The 20,728-nt window shown below is 42.6% G+C and carries 21 protein-coding genes; 10 read left to right on the top strand and 11 right to left on the bottom strand.

The features are described from left to right. Window positions 1-26 precede the first annotated feature (26 nt). Window positions 27-845 (top strand): flagellar hook-basal body protein, encoded by an 819-nt coding sequence (locus tag NSS78_RS17315; protein WP_003215031.1) that lies wholly within the window; start codon window positions 27-29, stop codon window positions 843-845. Window positions 846-859: 14 nt separating this feature from the next. On the opposite strand, the gene NSS78_RS17310 is transcribed toward NSS78_RS17315, so the two are convergent. Beyond that, window positions 860-1,915, bottom strand: coding sequence for a tetratricopeptide repeat protein (locus tag NSS78_RS17310; RefSeq protein ID WP_106032129.1), 1,056 nt, complete (start codon window positions 1,913-1,915; stop codon window positions 860-862). A gap of 218 nt (window positions 1,916-2,133) precedes the next feature. On the opposite strand from NSS78_RS17310, the gene fabZ reads away from it, so the two are divergent. Beyond that, window positions 2,134-2,568 (top strand): 3-hydroxyacyl-ACP dehydratase FabZ, encoded by a 435-nt coding sequence (gene fabZ / locus NSS78_RS17305; protein ID WP_327839541.1) that lies wholly within the window; start codon window positions 2,134-2,136, stop codon window positions 2,566-2,568. A 125-nt stretch (window positions 2,569-2,693) separates the two neighbouring features. Next, window positions 2,694-3,089 carry a large conductance mechanosensitive channel protein MscL gene (gene mscL, locus NSS78_RS17300; RefSeq protein ID WP_003215139.1) on the top strand — a complete coding sequence of 132 codons (396 nt, stop codon included), beginning with the start codon at window positions 2,694-2,696 and terminating at the stop codon, window positions 3,087-3,089. Between the two features lie 189 nt (window positions 3,090-3,278). Here the strand turns inward: mscL and NSS78_RS17295 are convergent, their stop codons facing one another. Then, entirely contained in the window at window positions 3,279-3,689 is a 411-nt protein-coding gene (locus NSS78_RS17295) for a YwpF-like family protein (RefSeq protein ID WP_003215215.1), read from the bottom strand. 117 nt (window positions 3,690-3,806) lie between these two features. Here NSS78_RS17295 and NSS78_RS17290 point away from each other — a divergent pair, with 117 nt between their 5' ends. The 3 genes from NSS78_RS17290 to NSS78_RS17280 all read left to right on the top strand — a co-directional run bounded on the left by NSS78_RS17290 (window position 3,807) and on the right by NSS78_RS17280 (window position 6,338). Continuing rightward, window positions 3,807-4,163, top strand: coding sequence for a hypothetical protein (locus tag NSS78_RS17290; RefSeq protein ID WP_050944417.1), 357 nt, complete (start codon window positions 3,807-3,809; stop codon window positions 4,161-4,163). 372 nt (window positions 4,164-4,535) lie between these two features. Next, window positions 4,536-5,396, top strand: coding sequence for a Cof-type HAD-IIB family hydrolase (locus tag NSS78_RS17285; protein ID WP_212045774.1), 861 nt, complete (start codon window positions 4,536-4,538; stop codon window positions 5,394-5,396). A 153-nt stretch (window positions 5,397-5,549) separates the two neighbouring features. Then, on the top strand, window positions 5,550-6,338 hold the full coding sequence (locus NSS78_RS17280; RefSeq protein WP_003214597.1) for an STAS domain-containing protein: 789 nt from the start codon (window positions 5,550-5,552) through the stop codon (window positions 6,336-6,338). Window positions 6,339-6,408: 70 nt separating this feature from the next. On the opposite strand, the gene NSS78_RS17275 is transcribed toward NSS78_RS17280, so the two are convergent. Both NSS78_RS17275 and NSS78_RS17270 read right to left on the bottom strand, forming a co-directional pair. Beyond that, window positions 6,409-9,186, bottom strand: coding sequence for a DEAD/DEAH box helicase (locus NSS78_RS17275; protein ID WP_268459187.1), 2,778 nt, complete (start codon window positions 9,184-9,186; stop codon window positions 6,409-6,411). Continuing rightward, a complete protein-coding gene (locus NSS78_RS17270) occupies window positions 9,173-10,780 on the bottom strand; it encodes an SWIM zinc finger family protein (protein ID WP_226804244.1) in 1,608 nt (535 codons plus the stop codon). Before NSS78_RS17270 ends, NSS78_RS17275 begins: the two co-directional genes overlap by 14 nt. Window positions 10,781-10,966: 186 nt before the next feature. Here NSS78_RS17270 and NSS78_RS17265 point away from each other — a divergent pair, with 186 nt between their 5' ends. Together NSS78_RS17265 and NSS78_RS17260 are read left to right on the top strand one after the other, a co-directional pair. Then, a complete protein-coding gene (locus NSS78_RS17265) occupies window positions 10,967-11,110 on the top strand; it encodes a hypothetical protein (RefSeq protein WP_003214884.1) in 144 nt (47 codons plus the stop codon). Window positions 11,111-11,226: 116 nt separating this feature from the next. After that, window positions 11,227-12,546, top strand: a complete 1,320-nt coding sequence (locus NSS78_RS17260; protein WP_268459189.1) for a UDP-glucose/GDP-mannose dehydrogenase family protein — start codon at window positions 11,227-11,229, stop codon at window positions 12,544-12,546. A gap of 239 nt (window positions 12,547-12,785) precedes the next feature. On the opposite strand, the gene NSS78_RS17255 is transcribed toward NSS78_RS17260, so the two are convergent. From NSS78_RS17255 to alsS, 5 genes are all read right to left on the bottom strand, one after another. Beyond that, entirely contained in the window at window positions 12,786-13,319 is a 534-nt protein-coding gene (locus NSS78_RS17255; RefSeq protein ID WP_327839546.1) for a chromate transporter, read from the bottom strand. Then, on the bottom strand, window positions 13,319-13,909 hold the full coding sequence (locus tag NSS78_RS17250; RefSeq protein ID WP_327839548.1) for a chromate transporter: 591 nt from the start codon (window positions 13,907-13,909) through the stop codon (window positions 13,319-13,321). Before NSS78_RS17250 ends, NSS78_RS17255 begins: the two co-directional genes overlap by 1 nt. A 7-nt stretch (window positions 13,910-13,916) precedes the next feature. Next, complete coding sequence (locus NSS78_RS17245; protein WP_003214832.1) at window positions 13,917-14,393, bottom strand: Lrp/AsnC family transcriptional regulator; 477 nt, start codon at window positions 14,391-14,393, stop codon at window positions 13,917-13,919. A gap of 153 nt (window positions 14,394-14,546) precedes the next feature. Next, window positions 14,547-15,317, bottom strand: a complete 771-nt coding sequence (gene budA / locus NSS78_RS17240) for an acetolactate decarboxylase (protein ID WP_106030112.1) — start codon at window positions 15,315-15,317, stop codon at window positions 14,547-14,549. A gap of 38 nt (window positions 15,318-15,355) precedes the next feature. After that, window positions 15,356-17,053, bottom strand: a complete 1,698-nt coding sequence (gene alsS / locus NSS78_RS17235) for an acetolactate synthase AlsS (protein ID WP_327839550.1) — start codon at window positions 17,051-17,053, stop codon at window positions 15,356-15,358. Window positions 17,054-17,203: 150 nt separating this feature from the next. Here alsS and alsR point away from each other — a divergent pair, with 150 nt between their 5' ends. Together alsR and NSS78_RS17225 are read left to right on the top strand one after the other, a co-directional pair. After that, on the top strand, window positions 17,204-18,100 hold the full coding sequence (gene alsR / locus NSS78_RS17230; protein ID WP_065097893.1) for an acetoin biosynthesis transcriptional regulator AlsR: 897 nt from the start codon (window positions 17,204-17,206) through the stop codon (window positions 18,098-18,100). A 50-nt stretch (window positions 18,101-18,150) separates the two neighbouring features. Further along, window positions 18,151-18,768: a flavin reductase family protein gene (locus NSS78_RS17225; RefSeq protein ID WP_137054509.1), complete on the top strand. Its 618-nt coding sequence runs from the start codon at window positions 18,151-18,153 to the stop codon at window positions 18,766-18,768. Between the two features lie 74 nt (window positions 18,769-18,842). On the opposite strand, the gene rbsB is transcribed toward NSS78_RS17225, so the two are convergent. Together rbsB and rbsC are read right to left on the bottom strand one after the other, a co-directional pair. Continuing rightward, window positions 18,843-19,760, bottom strand: coding sequence for a ribose ABC transporter substrate-binding protein RbsB (gene rbsB, locus NSS78_RS17220; RefSeq protein ID WP_327839553.1), 918 nt, complete (start codon window positions 19,758-19,760; stop codon window positions 18,843-18,845). A 13-nt stretch (window positions 19,761-19,773) separates the two neighbouring features. Beyond that, the gene (gene rbsC, locus NSS78_RS17215) at window positions 19,774-20,727 is read right to left on the bottom strand and encodes a ribose ABC transporter permease RbsC (RefSeq protein ID WP_003215300.1); all 954 of its coding nucleotides are present in this window, start codon (window positions 20,725-20,727) and stop codon (window positions 19,774-19,776) included. Window position 20,728 lies beyond the last annotated feature (1 nt).

Below are 20,728 nucleotides of genomic sequence, written 5' to 3'. Positions count from 1 at the left end.
GACATGAAAAAGAAAGGAGGATTCTCATGCTTAGAACGATGATCAATGCAGCTGTATCAATGAACGAAGTACAAAAGCAGCTTGATATTATCAGTAATAACATCGCGAACAGTGAAACAACAGGGTACCGTGCGAAAAATACCCGTTTCTCAGAGCTTATCAGACAACAGTTCAACCAGGTGGATGAAAAAAATGCGCAGGTGGCAAACAGTCGTCTGACACCTGATGGGCTAAGGCTTGGTACGGGTACGATGGTGAATGCGTCCATTAACTCGCTGCAAGGCTCGATTAAAGAAACAGGTCGTGATCTTGATGTTGCATTTGGAGCGCCGTCTCAGTATATGCAGGTCAATGTCGGCGGTAATATTCGTTATACAAGAGACGGTTCTCTTTACTTACAGCCAGGCAATAATCGTAATCAAGTGCAGCTTGTCACTAGCGAAGGCCATCCGATTCTTGATGAAAACGGAAATGAAATCGTCTTAAATGCGAATTTCCGTGATATTTCAATTGATAAAAATGGACGTCTAACAGCCATTTCAAGAGATAATCAACCGAATCAGCAAGTGAATCTAGGTGTTGTACAAGTCAATAACTCTTCAGCACTTGTCTCTGAAGGAGATAATTTGTTCTCAGTTGACGGTACTTATCAAGGTGCATTAACGGCACTAAATGGAGCAAACCGCCAAGCGATTCAGCTTCAGCAAGGTGCACTTGAAACGTCGAATGTGGACATGTCTAAAGAATTAACAGATCTCATGACAACACAGCGCTCCTATCAGATGAACTCAAGAACGATTACGATGGGTGATCAAATGCTTGGACTAGTGAATACAATTCGATAATGAGCAGGCTGACATCAGCCTCTCATGATAAAAAAGGCGGCTCGCTCAAAGTCGCCCTTTTTTTTATAAAAATCTGAGACATCGGCAAGCAGATCCTCAAGATCAATCCAGGCTTCTTTTCGTTCAAGGCATGTGACGAGCCTTGCGATCTGCTCATCTGCCTTTGGCGTTTGGCTGTAGAGAAGAAATAAGATTTGGAACTTGATTCTTAATATATCAAATTGAGAAGTAACGGCTTCTTTCAATCCTTTTTGAATATACTTCATTCCTTCATCGGTTAAATTTTCTTTATAACAGGAACGCACAGTTTCGTAGAGGCACGATACATAGGAGTGTGCGGACTTCCGGTATGCTGGGAGACGAAGTGCTTTTTTAAAGTATTCCAGCGCTTTCTTGTGACGGTTTTGTCTCGACTGAATAAAGCCAGCGTCATAATAAACGATACCGAGCAGTTCTTGATCATCAATGATTTTCACGTATTCGATGATCTCAATAAAAAGAGCTTCTGCTTCTTCATATTTTTTTTGATCGCTATAATTAAGACCAAGCACAATTTTACAACGATAGAGGCTGTGGTCATCCCCATGCTTTGCAAAGATATCCATGGCTTTTTGAACATGACGAATCGATAGCAACGAATAGCGGTTGTTATAATAAACACCACTTGTACGGAAATGGAACTCTGCTTCCTCCAGCTCATCGTTAAGGAACGACAGTCGTTCTTCCGCCTTTTCGAGATAGTAGATCGCATCATTTTGATCGCTGTTTAAAGCTTCGTAAAGTCCGAGAAAGAAGTAAAAGTAATAGGCCAGTTCTTCGTTCATATCATCTTTGTGCTGCATCAATTCATGTTTCATTTTTTCTAAGTCCTCTGTCTGATTCATCCAGAGCTGCTGGCGAAAAAGCATCAGCTGATAATGTAAATAGAGTTCCTGTTTTTTTGATATTTTACGTTGATGTTTTAATAGAGTTGTTTTGATTTCTTCAGCCTTCGAAAAATGTCGATGCTTTAGCATTGTATACCACGAATGGAGAAGTTTTTTAATGGATTTATCACTTATAAAATTCATTTTTACCCTCTTATTCAATCAATGATGTAATATATATTACCATATTTGTGAAAAAACAATGAGTGTAGTGTGGATTATATTTGATGACAATAGGTAAAAGTAGATTCTATTTTTTACCATATATGTGGAGTGGACGTTGAAAAATACGAGCATTCATAATATACTTCTATAGGAATCAAATGAAGATCATCGATATAGAAAAAAGGAGAGATCAAGATATGCTTGATGCTCAGCAAATTCAAGACATTATTCCACACCGTTATCCATTCTTATTGGTCGACCGTATTTTAGAGGTTGAGGGAGAGAAAAGAGCGGTTGGGATTAAAAATGTCACAGTGAACGAAGAATTTTTTAATGGTCATTTCCCAGGATACCCAGTCATGCCGGGTGTGCTAATTGTAGAAGCACTTGCGCAGGTGTTTGGAGTCATTATGTTAGGCAAAGAAGAAAACAAAGGGAAAATTGGTTTATTTGCAGGAATTGACGGCTGCCGTTTCAAAAGACAGGTGAAGCCTGGCGATCAGCTTCGTTTAGAGGTAGAAGTGACGCGCCTCAAGGGTCCAGTTGCAAAAGGAAAAGCAGTAGCCACAGTAGATGGCGAAGTGGTATGTGAAGCAGAACTTACATTTTCTATCGGTCCTAAAGTATCATGATTTGCCTGGCGGTTCATCAAGGATGAATCGCTTTTTATATGGAAACAACTAGTCTGAACGGATCAGGACTTGCATTTTTGACAAAAAAACGTCATATTAGACAAAAAAGATGAAGGTGATAAAAGATGCTGAAAGAATTTAGAGAATTTGCAGTCAAGGGAAATGTCATTGACTTGGCTGTAGGTGTCATCATTGGGGGAGCATTTGGCAAAATTGTCACTTCTCTTGTGAATGATTTGATCATGCCGCTCGTCGGTATTATTATTGGCGGACATGATTTTAGCGGTCTATCTATTAAGATCGGATCTGCGCAAATTTTATATGGAAGCTTCATACAAACAGTGATTGATTTCTTGATTATCTCGTTTTCCATTTTTATCTTTATTCGTTATTTAAATAAATTAAAACGGAAAAAGGTAGAGGAAGAAGAGGTTGTAGAAACGCCGGATCAAACGGAAGTTTTACTAACTGAAATTAGAGATCTCTTGAAACATCAAAGCCAATCGAAAGATGTGCAATAGAAAAAGAGCGGCTAACCCCGCTCTCAGCGTGTAGGCAAACCCTCGCATTCGTTGTCAGGTCTGTGCTTCGGTGCTCGCCCTTTCTAGACTGCAAAGGTTTTCTATCACGCTGAAAGGAAGACAAAGGGCTAAAATAAGATTCATTTTAGCCCTTTGTCAACTATCTAAGAGCGGCTAATCCCGCTCTTTTTATGTGTTTTGTTTAAATGCATCCAGCAGTTTTTCTCCGGAAAGCCCCTCTTTGACGAGGTCTTTAAGTACTTCTTCGGTTTCTGTTCTGTAACGATTTGTAATCATCTTACCATCGAGCAGCACAGAAATGTTTTCTTCTAAAGCAACAATGTTTTTGACTTGGACAGATAGATGAACAGGGCGGTTGTTTTCTTTTGTGATCGTTACTAGAATCTTCACTTCAGTGTGCTGCTGAAAGAGCACCTCAAACACCTGTCTATGTTTCTTTGGAATGAGTGCCTCGATCATCCAGTGATTTTCACCATCTTCTTTATTAATGATTAAACCGTCACGAAGGGGAATGCTGGACATTTTATCTTGCTTTGGATCAAGTTCGATTTTTAAATCAATCAGCCTAAAGGTTTTCATTTTTTGCACCTCACAAGCGTTCATTATTCGTAAGTAACATTATAGCATACAACATCTGTATAAATGAAACCGCTGCCTGCTTAAAGCGAGCTGCATATGAGTGAAAGGAGATGTTTTATGGAGTCTTATCAATTGCGAAACATACATATTGGCGAGGAGAAGGCAAAGAGCAAAATGCGCGTTTATTCGTGGGGAGACATTCTTTCATTTTGTGATGTGTACATGGAAGAAGGCGAGTCACTCACGTTTCAATACGTCACCGAGGATCAAATGGACTACTTTGAATTTCAATTGTCGATTCATGACGGGCAGCTTTGTTTTTATTGGTTTGCGTGGGACGGATCTGATTATATTCACATGCCTTCTAGTAATTGGATTCATTCAGACGTTTTTTATCAATTTATGAAAAATAAGTTTTTCATCAAACAAAACAAGATGATGTTTTATACTCAAGCGGTAAAAAGCAGAAATTAAAGAGGAAATAGAGAATTTGAGGGGGGATTTTGTCATTTTCATGTTTTGTCATATACAACCTTTCTCGGTAGACTAAGGGCAGTTGAAAGGAAAGGAGGTACGGTCTGAATCAAAAGGTAACGTCTAGCATCTGACAGCCCCCCTCTAGCTAAAGCTGATAGACGCTGCCTTGAGCATAAGAACACTGCGTAATAGAACCATCGCTTCTTTGTATAGGTCATGTGTCCCCTTAAATCCCCTTGTGTGTATCCGGTCATGTAGCGTGGCCGGGTACCCTTTTATTCAATGATAAACCGATCACCTCTTGATGATGGATTTTATCAGCGGTATGATAGCCAAAATGGAGACAAAAAGGAGAGAACGATGACAAACATTCAATTGATTGCAACGGATTTAGACGGAACGTTATTGAATAGTGAACACAAAGTGAGTCAGGAAAATGAGCAGGCATTAAAGGAAGCAGCGGCGAATGGATTGGAAGTTGTCGTTTCTACAGGAAGAGCGTATTTTGATGTGAGGTCTATTTTTGATGAGCTTGGGATGAATACATGGGTGATTAGTGCCAATGGAGCTGTGATTCATGATCCGGCTGGACAAGTATATCATTCAGTTGCTTTACAAGAAGAAAAGGCCAAACGCATATTGTCGTGGCTTGAAGAACGTGATTATTATTATGAAGTTTTTACAAACGAAGCCATTTTCACACCGAATCGTGGTAGAGAGCTTCTTGCGATTGAAATGGATCGCTTAAAAAGTGCAAATCCAGAAGCGGACCTGAGTGTTTTAAAACAAGCGGCAGAAGTGCAATACAGTCAGTCGGGTTTTTCTTATATTGATACATATAAAGAGTTGTTTCGTGAGGATCGAAAGCTTTCATTCTACAACATCTTAGGTTTCTCTTTCTTTGAAGACAGATTGAAGGCAGGATGGGATATGTTTGGTGATGATTCAGATGTCACAATGGTCAGTTCAGCCGATCACAACTTTGAAATTGGTGCTAAGGACGCATCTAAAGGCCAGGCATTAACAAGGCTGGCAGAACGACTTGGTGTTCCTTTAAGACAGACAGCGGCTGTAGGAGACAGTTTAAATGACGAATCGATGCTTCGAGCAGCTGGTGTTGGGGTTGCGATGGGCAATGCGAGACAGGATATGAAAGAAATCGCTGATCATGTCACGTTAACAAATGATGAACATGGTGTTGCGTATATGATTCGACACCTGTTGAAATAGATGCATCGGATGTCGTTGTATAAATCACATAGGATAAAGCGCATTCTACAAAAGAGTAATTCAGAACTACTTCTATTTACACATGATGTGGAACATCATATAATTTAATTATGAACATAACCCGCTTGTAAGGAAATTAAGGAGAGTAAACGAATGGCGCTGGAATCTTATAAGTCCGAAAATCTGCATTTAATCAAGGAAGCCTTAGACTATACTCAGGTTGGCCTGACGGTGACGGACCCGTCTTTACCTGATAATCCTTTAATATATGTGAACAAGGGCTTTTTAGATATGACAGGCTATCAAGAACCCGAAGTATTGGGGAAGAATTGTCGTTTCCTTCAAGGAAATGAAACAGAGCAAATTGCTCTCCAACAAATTAGAACAGCTATTGAGAACAAAGAGGCTGTCACTGTTCAGCTGAAAAATTATAAAAAATCTGGACAGATGTTTTGGAATGAGTTAAGTGTAGCTCCTCTTTGGATTGACGAAAATGAAGGGAAACGTCTTTATTTCGTTGGTCTGCAAAAGGATGTCACGAAAGAGAAGGAACAGCAGGAGCTTCTTGAGCAATCAATTGATGAAGTGCTGAACATTTCCGTTCCCATTGTTCCTGTGAAAGATGGTATTTCTGTGTTACCGATCATTGGTACGTTAACAGCGCCAAGATTTGATAAGATTATCTCCACAGTCTCCACCTATATCTCTCAATCCAAGGACGATTATTTTATTGTCGACCTGTCTGGTTTATTAGAAGTCGATTCATTTGTGGCAGATGCGATCTTTAAGCTGAACGATTTGATTTTAATGACAGGTACGGAACTCATCGTGACAGGAATTAAACCGAATCTTGCGATGAAAATGGGAGAAATGAGAGAAGACTTCCGTGAATTGAATACGTATATGAACGTGAAATCTGCATTGAAAAAACTGCACATTTAACCTATGTTCATATGAAATGAAAAAAGAGGACTTTTCATCATGTTTGAGAAAAGTCCTCTTTTTGCTTGGATTAAGATGATTGAGCGGCGGCACTTAATGTGAATAAATCTTCTAGTTCGTTTGTCGATAGCTCTGTAATCCAGCTTTCACTTTGGATAATTTGATCATTTAACGTTTGCTTTGTTTCGAGCATTTGATCGATTTTTTCTTCAATCGTGCCCGTTGTGATCATCTTATGGACGTGAACAAATCGTTTTTGTCCGATCCGATAAGCACGGTCGGTCGCTTGGTTTTCCACAGCAGGATTCCACCATCTGTCGTAGTGAATGACATGGTTTGCGGCGGTTAGGTTAAGTCCTGTTCCTCCTGCTTTTAAAGAGAGAATTAAGATGTTGAATTCTTTCTTCTGGAAGCGGTCCACCATTTTATCCCGTTCCTGTTTGGACAGACTGCCATTTAAAAATTGAACTGGTTCTCCAAACATTTTTTCCGCCAGTTGCTTGATCATGTTCCCCATTCCAATATACTGCGTAAAAATGAGGCAGCTTTCTCCTTGCTCATGTATTGCTTTTAACAGCTCTGCGAGTTTATCCATTTTTAATGAACGTTTCAGCAGTTTCACATCGGTTCCACTCTCTTTTAAATAGAGAGCCGGGTGATCGCAAATCTGTTTGAGTCTGCCGAGCATACTTAAAATAATGGCTTTCCGCTGCATTCCTGTTAACGAAGCCATGTGTTCGAATGTATCTTTCACGAGCTGTTCATATAAAGAAGCCTGCTCAGCAGATAGCGGAATGAATTCTTTTTCTTCGAGTTTCTCAGGCAGGTTCAGGGCGACCTCTTCATCTTGCTTTGTTCGTCTTAATAGGAAAGGCTTAATCAGCTGCTGCAGCTGTTCAATTCTTTTTTCATCACGATCTTTTTCAATCGGCAGAACGAATTTCTTATGAAAGCTCGTCAGGCTGCCGAGATATCCTTTGTTGACGAAGTCAAAAATGGACCAAAGCTCTGTTAAACGGTTTTCCATAGGTGTCCCGCTAAGGGCAATGTGATGCTGCCCTTTGAGCTGTCTGATCGCTCTCGATTGTTTCGTATGGGCATTCTTAATGTTTTGGGCTTCGTCTAAACAAATCGTATCCCACTTTGCTGACGTTAATTCATCACGATCAGAATGTGAGAGTCCATAAGACGTCAGGACAATATCTGTTGACTCGTATGCCTTTGTAAAGTGTTCGCCTTGAGGGCGTGATGGCCCGTAATGCAAGGCAACATTCAAATGTGGTGCGAAGGTTTCAAGCTCCCGCTGCCAGTTTCCTAAAACAGAGGTCGGCGCAATGATGAGAGATGGAGCGGCATTTTGCTCCTGCTCCTTTAAATATGTGAAATACGCAATCATTTGAATCGTTTTTCCAAGACCCATATCGTCTGCTAAACAAGCCCCAAATCCATGAGATCTTAAGAATAACAGCCAGTTGACACCATGCTGCTGATACGGCCTGAGTGTGCCTTTGAAGGACTCACTCATTTCGTAGGAAGGCAGCTCATGCGTCTCATTTAACTGATGGACAAGCCCTCTTAATTGAGACGAAAGTTCAAATTGAATATGTGCAAATGCTGAGCTGTCTAGCAGCTCTGGAATCGATTCAGAGGATGCTTCTTGATCTGCCAGTTCACGTGACAAAATATCAGACATGTGCAGCCCTTCATTTTCGGCACGCTCCATCCATTTTTTCATTTGCTGGATGAAGGTTGGATCGATTTTGATCCATTGTCCACGAATATTGACAAGGCGCCGTTTACTTTGGACAAGCTCGTTGAACTCATCTTCTGTCAGCTCGATGCCGTTTGTAGCAAAGCGCCAATTAAAGTCCATCAAGGCATCCATTCCGACATGCGACTCGCCTCTCGGGGTAGAGGAAATCCTTGCTTTTAGCATCATGGTGCTTTCTTTGACAATTTGCCACCACGATGGGAGCAGGATCTCAATGCCCATATTCACAAGTGTTTCACTTGCTTCAGATAGGAAAAGCCATGCTTCGTCTTCTGACATGAGCGTGGTGCCAGATGTGAAAGAAAGCCAAGGGACAATTTGACCGAATCGCTCCAGCTCTCTTGAGATTTTATCTTGATACGGATGCCAAGACCTTTTCAATGAACGGATGCCTTCAAAAAAGTGAAGGTCGCTGTTTTTCTTATCACGCAAAAACAATTCGATTTTCCAATCATCTCCGTCGAAATCCGGTTCATTTAAACGCAAGCCGACAGTGAAAGGTGTGTCGTCATCAATCCAGCCAATCGTTTCCAAGAAATCCTGCTCATCTAAAAAATGTCCTTGGAAGGATGAGAGCGCAGGCGATTGTTCTGTCATCCGGTTCCATTTGTGCTGTAAGGCATTATCAAATTGAATATAATCCTGTACGGCAAAGGAGAACCACTCAGCCGTATAGCCATCTAATAGTCCTTCTTTGTCTTTAAAACGAAGCACACCTTTTGTCCATGCCTCGTAATCGGGAATGAAATCTTCATCCTCAATGAATTCATAAATGGTGGAGGCGGTCTTCATCAGTGGTTCCGTTTCATCGGTTAGTGTCACATGACTAAAGGTATTAAACGAATTTTTTCCTAGCAGTTCGACGGTCATCCAAGGGCTTAGCAGGAAGGCAGGTGTGCCAATAAAGCTCACATCTTCTAAAAATGTTCCGTAAAAAGACGATTCGTGCCATTGGAAAAGCTGCCTCTTCATTTCATTAAGCGGAACAGGGTGTCCGTCCTCTGCTTGCGCTGAAATGGTGAAAGAGAAATCTTCTGTTTGTTCTGCATGAATGACAATTTGTTTATGGCGTGTCATCAATTAATTTTCCTTTCTTCATTTCCTCTTGGAACGCACGCAGCCGTTTCGTTGAATCCTGTAGCTGCTTTACATATCTTTCCCAAATCGCAGTTTTTTTCGTTTTATGATAAAGCGTGCGCAGTTTTTTTAGCATTTTCACAGATTCCCGGTAAGCACTTCGATTCTTTTGATCGAGAAGCTGTGAGATTTCACGGTGATATGATGGAATGAGCGCTTCAGGCTCCTCTTTTGCAATTTGTTTGATCAGATCCTTCTCCAGTTCACTGATGGAGAAACCAACAAGGCTGTGAATCTCAATCCATTCTGCATAACGCTGTTGTGCATATAATAGCTGACTATATTCAGTAAACGCATAGGGCATGCAAATCTGGAGGTAGCGTTCATATAAATGATGATCCTTCGTCTGCTTAAAGTATGCGTCTAAATAAAAGAAGAAATCACTGACGGCTCCTCGCAGTTCTCTGTAGGAAAGGTCGAGCTGGCAATATTCCTCTAAAATATAGGTGATCTCATGATACCAGAGCTTGAGCCGCTTCCAGTCCTTGCGGTTTGTCAGATCCTTCAGCCAATTGAGCACATTTGGCAGCATATCTGCATTGAGCAGCTTTAATTGCTGAAAGAGGCTATCGTCTTCTTTCATTAAATAATCCATGTGCATCAATCCGATGGTACATTCAACCGTTTGTTCTTGCTGCTGAGCGTTTCTTAGTAATTCTGTTTCTTTTTTAACCCATTTCCCTCTATTTAATATGGTGCCCCAAATCTCCATAAAGACCGCTACTCGTTCATGCTGGAAAGGTCCGTTTATTTGAAGAAGTGTCCGAACGGCAGTTGGTGTGTTTTCAAGAAACGGATCGAGGGAAAAGGAAAGGGCGTATGTCTTCAAGTGATCCACTGAATCGAAAATGGTGTTCATAAGCTGTTCGACATATGGATTCATGGAATAAAAGTCCTTCTCGGCATCAAGCTGGCCAAGGTCGATTAATTCATGAATCCTTAACCACACATCGATTGACGTATGAATCGCATACAAACTCTTGAATTCAGGAGAATGAGGTGCGTGTTTTTTTAGGATCGATAAATAGCCGTAATACAAATGCTGCGGTGTTTGCTGATGCTTTGGTGTCCGTTTCAGCCAGAGGTTAAATTCCTCTTGGAAAAAATTCAGCCAGCTTTGGAGTGATTGTTCGTCTGGGCGCTTCACTTGGAAGTGCTGGCGAATCAATTCTTTGCTGCGCTGTAATTCATCCTTTTCTGACCAATTTTCTGTAAATCCAGTCACACTCTCCACTTGAGCGTATAGCGAAAAGAAGACAGCGAGAATGTGTTTACAAAGTCCATCTGCCGGACATGAGCAGCTGCTTCTCACAGGAAACAGCACATGAAGATGGACTCTTGCTGCCACAACATCATGTACATAAGCTGACCATTCCGTATCAGATTCTTGCTTGAGACGATATACACTGTCCTGTCTATAAGTAATCAATGCTTTTTTGATGAGTTGTTTGTTTTCATCTGTTGCAGGAAGAAGTTCTTTGATCTGTTCGGCTGTTTGTTTGATTTCTTCCTCGTTGATGTTGTGCTGAAGCATTTGATCCGCTCCTAACCAAGTAAAAGATTCCAATTCTTTTATTATAGCTCAATGGTGATTTATAAAAAAGTTTTTCATGAAAATGGTCATAAATTTCAAAAGCTGTCGAATGATGTATTAGAGTATTGCATAAACCAACCTTACAGCATATAATAATGAAATTAGTGGAATCGAAAGGATACAGACATGGATAATAAGGGTTTGAATCAAGAAGAGTTTTTAAAAATTTTGATGTACGCTCATGATATTGGTGAGAATTCAAATGATGTCACCACAAAAGAAATGCTTGAAAATCTGATTGCTCATATTCGAAATGGTCTTGTTTCATAAAAGTGACCCCCTGCTGGTGATGGCAGGGGGTTTTTGTATGCTTTTATGAATGGAACGAAAGCTCCCGGCATACGATGTCATTACAAGCATAAGGCGTATGGGGAGCTGATGGTGTCATGAATATTGCAATTGCAGGCTGTGGATATGTGGGACTGGTCACAGGTGTGTGTTTAGCGGAGGCAGGGCACAATGTGGCGTGTATTGATATTGACCGGAGAAAGGTCATGCAGCTGAAACAGGGACATCCACCAATGTATGAGCCAGGATTAAAAGAACTGCTGAAACGCAATCTTGAGCAAGGACGAATTCAATTTCACATAAATGGAGCGGCAGCCTACCCGCGGGCAGATGTGTTAATGATTGCGGTTGGCACCCCGCAGCAGGCAGATGGCCAAGCTGATTTACAATATGTGTTTCAAGCCGCAAAGGAGATGGGTACAAAAGCGAAATCAGGTGCGGTTCTTGTGGTGAAAAGTACGGTGCCTGTTGGAACGGGTGATCAAATCGAACAGATGATCCATCAAGAATTAGGACGGAATGAGCCATTATCGATTGCATCTAACCCAGAGTTTTTACGAGAAGGCTCTGCCATTTCAGATACATTGAGGGCAGATCGGCTTGTCATTGGGGCTGAAACAAAAGCTGTATTAGACCGGCTCGAGGAGATGTATGCTCATTTCCACCTGCCAGTGGTCAAGACAGACCGAAAAAGTGCAGAAATGATCAAGTATGCATCAAATGCTTTCCTTGCGACCAAAATCAGTTTTATGAATGAGATTGCCTCCATTTGTGAAAAAACAGGTGCTGATGTTGAATGGGTGGCGCAGGGAATGGGGCTCGATCAGCGGATTGGTTCTTCATTTCTCAAGGCGGGGATTGGCTACGGAGGTTCTTGTTTTCCAAAGGATACAAATGCACTTGTTCAAATCGCAGGGCATGTGTCGCATGATTTTGAGCTGTTAAAGGCTGTTATCAAAGTAAACAATGAGCAGCGAGCCGGTTTTATCCGAAGTATTCAGGAGAGACTGGGATCAAATCTTGAAGGAAAGCGAATTGCACTTCTTGGCCTTGCTTTTAAACCGAATACAGACGATATGAGGGAGGCGCCGTCGGTTCCAATTGCTCATGAACTCCATCAATTAGGCGCGGAGCTTGTGGCGTATGATCCTGTTGCCGCACGCCATGCTGCTCGTGAGCTACCTGAAAAAGTCGTGTTTGCTCATACGATTGAAGAAGCGATAAAGGATGTCCATGCAGCTTGTATATTAACAGAGTGGACAGAAATTCAGACGTTCCCGCTTACGTCCTATAAGGAATGGATGAGACAGCCGCTTATTTTCGATGGACGCAACTGCCATACGCTTGAAGCGGCAGAACAAGCAGGAGTCGAGTATCATTCGATTGGGCGCAGACCAGTTTCTCCAATATATATGTAAAAGAAAACCGATAACAGGTCATGTTATCGGTTTCAGCGTGTAGACAAACCCTCGCATTCGCCCGCAGGTCTGCGCGCTGGTGCTCACGAATATTAAATTCGCTCCGCAAAAGTAGCTGCCCTTCCTAGACTTCAAAGGTTTTCTATCACGCTGAAAAGAAGACAAAGTGCTAAAATAAACATCATTTTAGCACTTTGTCAATAATCTAAAACCGATAACAGGTCATGCTATCGGTTTTTTTAATGCGGCAGGATGAATCCGCCATATAAAAAGGCAGCCACAATGAGAAAGGCGGGGTGCATTTTGAATTTAGTCATAAAGAGAAAGGAGATCGCGGCAATGGCGAGCGACTGCGCCCAGCCAATGGCTTTTACTGCATCTCCGCCGATTTCCCATGTTAATAAAAGCATCATCATCGCAATGACAGGCTGGACGGATAAGGTCATGCCTTTGACGACAGGGGATTGGCGAAAACGGTCAATCAGCTTGAGCAATAAAATCAATCCAATGGCTGATGGCAGTACAGTTGCAAGCAGTGCCACAATAAAGCCTGGCCAGCCCATGACGTCATAACCGACATATGCCGCGATTTTCGTCGCAATTGGTCCTGGCAGTGCATTGGCTAAAGCAAGCATATTGGAAAATCCTTCGTTCGTCATCCAATGAAAATGGTTGACGATTTCTTCATAATTCAGCGGAATTGATGCAGGTCCTCCGCCATATCCTAATAGATTGGACAAGAAGAATGCCCAGAATAAAAAGAAAATCAGCATCATGAAGACACTCCTTTCTCTTTATTTGGTCGATTCCAGCGTTGTTTCAGTTTGAAATGAAAAGCGCCATAGCATAAAAAGGTGATAACAATGATTCCTGGATGAATGGACAGCACCTGTAGCCCGATAAAGGCAAGAAGGAACAGAGCGATCCCGAAGATCATTCCGAAGCCTTTCAGCGTTTTTTGTCCAAACTCGTATGCCATGATCCCGAGCAGGACGGCAATAACTGGTGTCACGGCGCCAATCATATTTTGAATGATTTGTGAGGAGCTTAAGACGCTGACAAGTGTGACGAGTGCCACCATGGCGAGGCATGTCGGTAAAATATGGGCAGCTGTTGCGACAATTGCGCCGGATACGCCCTTCAATCGATAGCCGAGATATGCTGACATTTTGGTCGCGATCGGACCTGGTAATGCGTTGGCGATGGCGAGTGTTTCTCCAAACTCGTCATCATTGACCCATTGATATTTCACCACCGCTTCATGGCGAATGAGTGGTATGACGGAAGGACCTCCGCCAAAACCGAGAATACCGGTTCGCACCATAGCGATGATGAGTTCGATATATGATTGCAAGTGCTTCAACTCCTGTCTACAATTTCATGCCCATTCGGCTTTTGTATCGTTTAATGAGCATTTGGCAGTCCACACTCACGACGCCTTCTAGCGGGTACAGTTTTTTTGTCAGGAATGTCTCCATTTCCTGTTCATTTTGAAAAATGCCATGCATATGCAGCTTGCTTGGCCCTGTCATGTGATAAAGGCTTGTGACAGCTGTTTCCTGCTCAAGCTGAAGGGCGACTGCTTCTAAAAATTTCGGCTCCACTTCTACATTAAAGAAGACAGAAACATGAATGCCGATCTTAGCAGGATTGATGACCGTTGTGAATCGTTCAATGACGCCTGCTTCAATGAGCTGCTGTATACGGGCTTGTACAGCAACACGTGAAAGACCGACTTGTTTCCCGAGATCTGTATAGGACATACGCCCGTCCTCGTGTAATATGGATAAAATTTGTTTATCTCTTTCATCTAATGTTAAGTTCGGAATGCTATAGTCGTTTGACACCGTATGACCACCTTTCTTCTGTTGATATTTTAGCATATTTCATTACGAATAGAATGAGTGAATTTAAATTTACTAACGAAATGAAATATAATGAAGTGATAAGTATTCTTTTTGTATAAAAAAACACCCCGGAATCACCGGGATGTCTTTATTTTATTGATCTGGACTGCTTTCTGCACTGGCAATTTGTTGTGCGAGGTCAGCTCGATCAATGTCTGCTTGGAAGAATTCCTGCGTATTTGGCAAGTGTAAATTCATATGACGTTTTTGAGAAATTCGGATGGTCACTTGATCAACAGTGTAATCAAAAACGTGTCCGCCGACACTTCGATCGTCATCAATGAAATGAAGATGATATCCACTCACTGCAATACCATGTGCGTACTGCGGTGTACGGAAACCGGCGATCGTTCCTTGAATATCCTCGAAATCGAAGATGGGCTGTGACTTGACTGCTTCCACCATCGGAACGTAAGGTTTTTCCTGTTTTTCGACCGTACGTGTTTGCACCTTTTTGAATGATCCATCAATGCGGATTGCATAAAACACATTCTTACTTGGTAAAATGCGGTCGATTTCTTCTTCTAGCTCTTTGCTCGTCATGGCTGCATCAATTCGATGAACGATATCTGTTTCAAAGAATGCTAAAGAGCAGAAGGGTGAATAGTCTTGATTGGTAACCGGTGTCGCTGTTCCATCCGAGCGCAGTCGGTAGAATGCGCCATCAAAGCCGATCAGCTCTCCATCTAATTGATTGAATGTACCAATACCGAAATCACCGTGCTCGGGAATTTGTGAAAGGGAGAAATCTCCATCATATACGGCTTCCAGCAAAGAGGTCATCGTCGATACTTGATAGACCTCTTGCTGTTTGTCATGTTGTCTTGTGTCGCTGTGTTGATTCATTGGGTGCATCATACCCATATCCGCTCACTCCTTTGGTGTAATGTATGGACATCTTATCAGACGTTCAATGTGCGATTTTCACGAAAGACTTCTGGCCATTTTTGACTGGCGAGGTCTGGGTTGTCTTGATAGTCAATCGGAATATCAATAATAACGGGTCCTTCTATGTTTATACCCTTTTGAAGGACAGTTGAAAGCTCTTCAGGTGAGTTAACCCGTAATCCAGTCGCTCCAAAGCTTTCCGCATACTTCACTAAGTCGATCTGTCCGAATTCAACGCAGGATGTGCGATCATATTTCATTTCCTGCTGAAATGCCACCATGTCGTATGTGCTGTCATTCCAAACAAGGTGAACGAGGTTTGTTTTCATGCGGACGGCTGTTTCTAGCTCCATTGCAGAGAAGAGAAAACCGCCATCACCAGAGACCGAAATGATCTTTTCATCTGGATTCAATATGGAAGCCGCAATGGCCCATGGTAAGGCGACGCCTAATGTTTGCATTCCGTTGCTCACAAGGAATGTGTTCGACTCATAGACGCGGAAGTGACGCGACATCCAAATCGCGTGAGACCCGATATCACAGGTGACCTTCGTGTTATCAGGAATCAGGCGTCTTAATGTATGAATGACATCCAGCGGGTGAGATAGATGACTTTCTCTTTCTGGTGCTTTTTCAATGTCGCTTAACAGCTCCTGTAATTCAGTGACGAATTCAATTTGTTCTTTGCATAGAGAAAGTGGAACACTGTCATGGGCTAGATGTTTAACGGTTTCAGCTATATTACCGACAAGCTCAAGCGCTGGCTCATAAAAATGATCAATATCTGCCTGCATGTCATCGACATGGATGATCTGTCGCTGCTTCGGCTGAATATTCCAATGCTTCGGATCATATTCAATTGGATCAAAGCCGATGGTTAAAAGGACATCTGCTTGTTCAATGAGAAGATCCCCCGGCTGATTTCTGAATAAACCGATTCTGCCTACATATTGAGACTCGAGCTCTCTTGAGAGAACGCCGGCTCCTTGGTACGTTTCGACAAATGGAATTCCAAGTGTTTTCAATAATGTTCTTGTAGCCTTTGCAGCAGCTGGACGACTTGCTTTCATTCCCACAATGGCAACAGGTAAGTGTGCGTTTTGAATTTTGGCGATAGCCGAGCTGATGAGAGCATCCGGTGCAGGACCTAGTTCTGGAGAAGGGTGAGCAGACACTGGTGTTTGTGTGGTGTGTTCTGTCACGACATCTTGTGGAAAGCTGATAAATGCTGCTCCAGCCTGCCCCTTTTGTGCCGCGCGAAAAGCATTTGTTAAGGCTTCGGGTATATTATGAACGTCTTGTACTTCAACACTGTATTTAGTGACTGGTTTGAATAATGCCGCATTGTCGAGTGATTGATGTGTTCGTTTTAGCCGATCTGCACGAATGACGTTTCCCGCGATTGCGACAACAGGGTCACCTTCTGTATTGGCTGTTAATAGACCTGTTGCTAAATTAGATGCGCCAGGACCTGATGTGACGAGACAAACACCTGGTTTGCCGGTTAAGCGGCCGACAGCAGCTGCCATAAAGGCGGCGTTTTGTTCGTGTCTGCATAGGACAAGCTCTGGACCTCTGTCTTTTAATACATCAAATACGGCGTCAATTTTGGCACCTGGAATTGCAAAAACATGGGTCACACCTTGAGCAATCAGCGTATCAACAATCAATTCTGCTCCTCGTCTTGTTAGGGGTTGTGCTTGAGAATTCATTTACCCCGCACTCCTTTCGGCAAGTAAAATTTTTTATGAAAATATATTTTCATGATATGATTTACTATACATTTCAAAATGGAAAATTTCCAATATCTGTTTAACGTGGTTTTAATATGTTTCACGAATAAGTGTGCGAGGAGTGAAAGGATGGAACTGAGACATTTGCAGTACTTTGTCACAGTAGCGGAGGAGCTGCATTTTGGCAGAGCAGCCGCACGGTTGAATATGACACAGCCGCCACTTAGTCAGCAAATTAAGCAGTTTGAAGAAGAATTGGGGTTTCCTTTGTTTCACCGGTCGAAGCGAGTGGTGGAGCTAACAGCTGCTGGAAAGGTCTTTTTACATGAGGTGCGTGGTGTGCTGCATCAGCTTGATAAAGCCGTTGATCATGCCCGGCATACAGCAAGAGGAGAGCTGGGAAAAATCATCATAGGGTTTGTTGGAACAGCGACGTATGATATTCTGCCGCCAGTTGTACGCGAATTCAGAGAGCTGTATCCCTCTGTCAGTATTGAGCTGGAGCAGCTTTCTGTTCCGCAGCAGCTAGGAGCGCTTTTAAATGGGGAGATTGATATCGGTTTTTTACATCCTACATCTCCTCATGAAGAACTGGTCAGCCGTTTGATGAAGCAAAGTGAATGTATTTTTGCGATTCCGAAAAATCATCCGCTGGCGAAAAAAGAGGCGGTCACGATCGAAGATATTCGTCATGAGCCGATTATTTCTTTATCACAGGAATCATGGCCGTCCCTTTATCAACACTTTGTCCTGCTATGTGAAAAGTACGGGTTTTCTCCGAATATTGTGCAGGAAGCGGCTGAATATCAAATGGTGATTGGCCTTGTCACAGCTGGTATCGGCATTGCGGTCATTCCGAAATCAGCCCGGCGTTTATTTAATCTAGATGTTGTGTATCGGTCCATTGAAGGTGAACAGCTTCTGGCAGAATGGACGATTTCCTATAGACGAGAAAATCATAATCCTGCTTTATTTCATCTTGTCCACCATATCCTGCATCGCACCGAGCCTGAATCAGAGGCATAGAAAAAGAGGTATGGTATGATGTCGATACACCAAAAGGAGGCGTGTCTGAATTGATTACGTTGCAAATGGATCAGCTATCAAGAAAAGAAGCATATAAATTATTATCGGGCTCTATTGTTCCACGACCGATTGCGTTTATTACAAGTCTGTCTAAAGACGATGTTGTCAATGCCGCACCATTTAGTTTCTTTAATGTCATCAGCGGACACCCGCCGCTCCTCGCAGTTTCTATCGGACGACGCGAAGGTCAGATGAAAGACACAGCGCAGCATATGATTGACAGAGGAGAATTTGTAGTCCATGTGAGTGATGAAGCGATAATAGAAGATATTAATGAAACAGCTGCTACGCTGCCACAGGATGAGAGTGAGCTGGATCGAACCGGTCTTCATCAAGTTAAGAGTCATGTCGTGTCAGTGCCGGGCATTCAGGAAGCGCGTATTCGCTTTGAATGTAAGCTTGAAAAGCATCTTACCTTTCAAAATGATGAAGGGGAGATCACAGTCGATCATATCATTGGCCGGGTTGTGTGTGCGCATTTAGATGAGGCTGTGTATGATGCGGAAAAAGGATATGTTTCTACTTCTGAATTGAAGCCAGTCGCACGTTTAGCGGGTAATGATTATGCCCATTTAGGGACGTCATATGTGCTGAAAAGACCAGAATGAAATGAAAAGAAGACAAAGGACTAAAGCCCTTTGTCAACCATCTGTACCCCCGAGGGAAGTCGGGGGTTTTGTGTTTATTTTTTCTGTTCTAGTTTCAGTGGAGCTGCGATGTTCTTTTGTACTTTTTTCCCTTTTAAGACGTCGCTTGCAGCACCGACTGCCAGTTTTCCGATCAGCTCTGGCTGCTGGGCGACTGTGGCAGATAGTTTTCCTGCTTTGATCGAGTTGAGTGCATCTTCGTTTCCGTCAAAGCCAACGACGAGAATGTCTTTTCCAGAGCTTTGAATCGCCTCTAGTGCGCCAAGCGCCATTTCATCATTGTGGGCAAAAACGGCTTTGATGTCAGGGTTTCCTTGAAGGAGGTTTTCCATGACGTTCAACCCTTTTGTTCGGTCGAAGTCAGCTGCTTGTTTTGCTGTCACTTTTAGATCTTTATCTGCTATTTGATGGAATCCTTTTCCGCGTTCACGTGTAGCGGAAGCGCCTGGTACACCTTCTAATTCAGCGACTTTAGCGCCTTTTCCAACCTTGTCGATAATAAAGTTGGCTGCCATTTCGCCGCCTTTGACGTTATCTGAAGCAACCAGTGCTTCTACTTTACCGCTTTCAGCTGAACGGTCTAATGTGATGACAGGAATATCTGAAGCATTCGCTGATTCAACAGCAGTTGAGATGGCAGACGAGTCCGCTGGGTTGATAAGCAATGCGTCGACCCCTTGCTGAATTAAATCTTCTACGTCACTTGTTTGTTTTGCTGAATCATTTTGAGCATCTGCAATGACAACTTCGATGCCAAGCTTTTTCGCTTCTTTCGTCACCCCGTTTTTAAGAGAAACGAAGAATGGATTGTTTAAGGTCGAGATCGAGAGACCGATTTTGATGTCTTTTTTCTTCCCATCTTTTGTTGATTTGGCCCACTCTGGCGGTTCTAGCGAGCAGGCAGAAAGCATGAACAATGAGAGAGTCAGAATGAGAATGAGAAATTTTTTCATAGCAGCTGCCTCCTTAAGCAGATTTCTTTCTGTCTAGTAGGACTGCAATCAAGATGACAATCCCTTTCACAACAGATTGATAGAATGATGATACACCAAGTAAGTTCATACCGTTGTTCAGGACACCGATGATAAGCACCCCGATCAGTGTGCCGACAATTCGCCCTCTTCCGCCGGAAAGGCTTGTCCCGCCAAGTACAACGGCAGCAATTGCATCAAGCTCATAGGACGTACCAGCTGTTGGCTGGGCTGAGTTTAGACGAGATGTTAAGATCGCACCTGCTAGAGCAGACATGAACCCTGCTAATGAATAGATCATAATTTTTACGCGCGGTACTTTGATTCCTGAAATGAGCGCAGCTTTTTCATTCCCACCGATTGCATATGTTCTTCTGCCGAAAGGCGTTTTATGAAGCAGCACCCAGAGCACGATAAAGGTGAGAAGCATCGTGATCGCTGGAACAGGAATGCCTAAGAAATACCCGCGTCCGAATAACTGAAAGGCATAGTTAGATCCGAGTCCTGTAATCGGGTTTCCGTCTGTATAAACAAGTGTTAATCCTCTGAAAATCGTCATCGTGGCAAGTGTTGCGATAAAAGGAGCCATTTTTCCTTTTGTGATTAAAAGACCGTTGACCATCCCAAGAATAGCGCCGATGATACAGCCAACGATAATAGCTAAAATCGGGTCCATACCAGACACGATAAATCCGGCAGTCAGCGCACTAGAAAGTGCTAAAATGGCACCGACCGACAAATCAATTCCTCCTGTTAAAATAACAAACGTCATTCCAAAGGCAATGAGGGCATTAATGGAGATTTGTCTCAGTAAGTTTAAGATGTTTAATGGCTCTAAAAAGGCCGGGTTTAAAATAGAAACAATGGCGACAAGGATGATGAGTCCTAAGAATGGCCCAAGCTTTTGCATGATGTTGTCAAATCGTCCATTTGAAGTAAGTGGTTTCATG

The organism is Bacillus sp. FSL W8-0920 (assembly GCF_038593215.1).
GTDB lineage: Bacteria > Bacillota > Bacilli > Bacillales > Bacillaceae > Bacillus > Bacillus pumilus.
Note: the sequence above shows the minus strand (reverse complement) of the source record. Positions and strands in the feature narration are given on the sequence as shown.

Excerpts from the sequence above, each read along its gene's own strand:
- mscL (WP_003215139.1), top strand. The coding sequence starts at position 2,694 with ATGCTGAAAGAATTTAGAGAATTTGCAGTCAAGGGAAATGTCATTGAC.
- NSS78_RS17290 (WP_050944417.1), top strand. The coding sequence starts at position 3,807 with ATGGAGTCTTATCAATTGCGAAACATACATATTGGCGAGGAGAAGGCA.
- alsR (WP_065097893.1), top strand. The coding sequence starts at position 17,204 with ATGGAACTGAGACATTTGCAGTACTTTGTCACAGTAGCGGAGGAGCTG.
- NSS78_RS17315 (WP_003215031.1), top strand. The coding sequence starts at position 27 with ATGCTTAGAACGATGATCAATGCAGCTGTATCAATGAACGAAGTACAA.
- NSS78_RS17310 (WP_106032129.1), bottom strand. The coding sequence starts at position 1,915 with ATGAATTTTATAAGTGATAAATCCATTAAAAAACTTCTCCATTCGTGG.
- NSS78_RS17255 (WP_327839546.1), bottom strand. The coding sequence starts at position 13,319 with ATGCTGATTTTCTTTTTATTCTGGGCATTCTTCTTGTCCAATCTATTA.
- NSS78_RS17270 (WP_226804244.1), bottom strand. The coding sequence starts at position 10,780 with ATGCTTCAGCACAACATCAACGAGGAAGAAATCAAACAAACAGCCGAA.
- fabZ (WP_327839541.1), top strand. The coding sequence starts at position 2,134 with ATGCTTGATGCTCAGCAAATTCAAGACATTATTCCACACCGTTATCCA.
- rbsC (WP_003215300.1), bottom strand. The coding sequence starts at position 20,727 with ATGAAACCACTTACTTCAAATGGACGATTTGACAACATCATGCAAAAG.
- NSS78_RS17280 (WP_003214597.1), top strand. The coding sequence starts at position 5,550 with ATGGCGCTGGAATCTTATAAGTCCGAAAATCTGCATTTAATCAAGGAA.
- rbsB (WP_327839553.1), bottom strand. The coding sequence starts at position 19,760 with ATGAAAAAATTTCTCATTCTCATTCTGACTCTCTCATTGTTCATGCTT.
- alsS (WP_327839550.1), bottom strand. The coding sequence starts at position 17,053 with ATGAATTCTCAAGCACAACCCCTAACAAGACGAGGAGCAGAATTGATT.
- NSS78_RS17295 (WP_003215215.1), bottom strand. The coding sequence starts at position 3,689 with ATGAAAACCTTTAGGCTGATTGATTTAAAAATCGAACTTGATCCAAAG.
- NSS78_RS17275 (WP_268459187.1), bottom strand. The coding sequence starts at position 9,186 with ATGACACGCCATAAACAAATTGTCATTCATGCAGAACAAACAGAAGAT.
- NSS78_RS17265 (WP_003214884.1), top strand. The coding sequence starts at position 10,967 with ATGGATAATAAGGGTTTGAATCAAGAAGAGTTTTTAAAAATTTTGATG.
- NSS78_RS17260 (WP_268459189.1), top strand. The coding sequence starts at position 11,227 with ATGAATATTGCAATTGCAGGCTGTGGATATGTGGGACTGGTCACAGGT.
- budA (WP_106030112.1), bottom strand. The coding sequence starts at position 15,317 with ATGGGTATGATGCACCCAATGAATCAACACAGCGACACAAGACAACAT.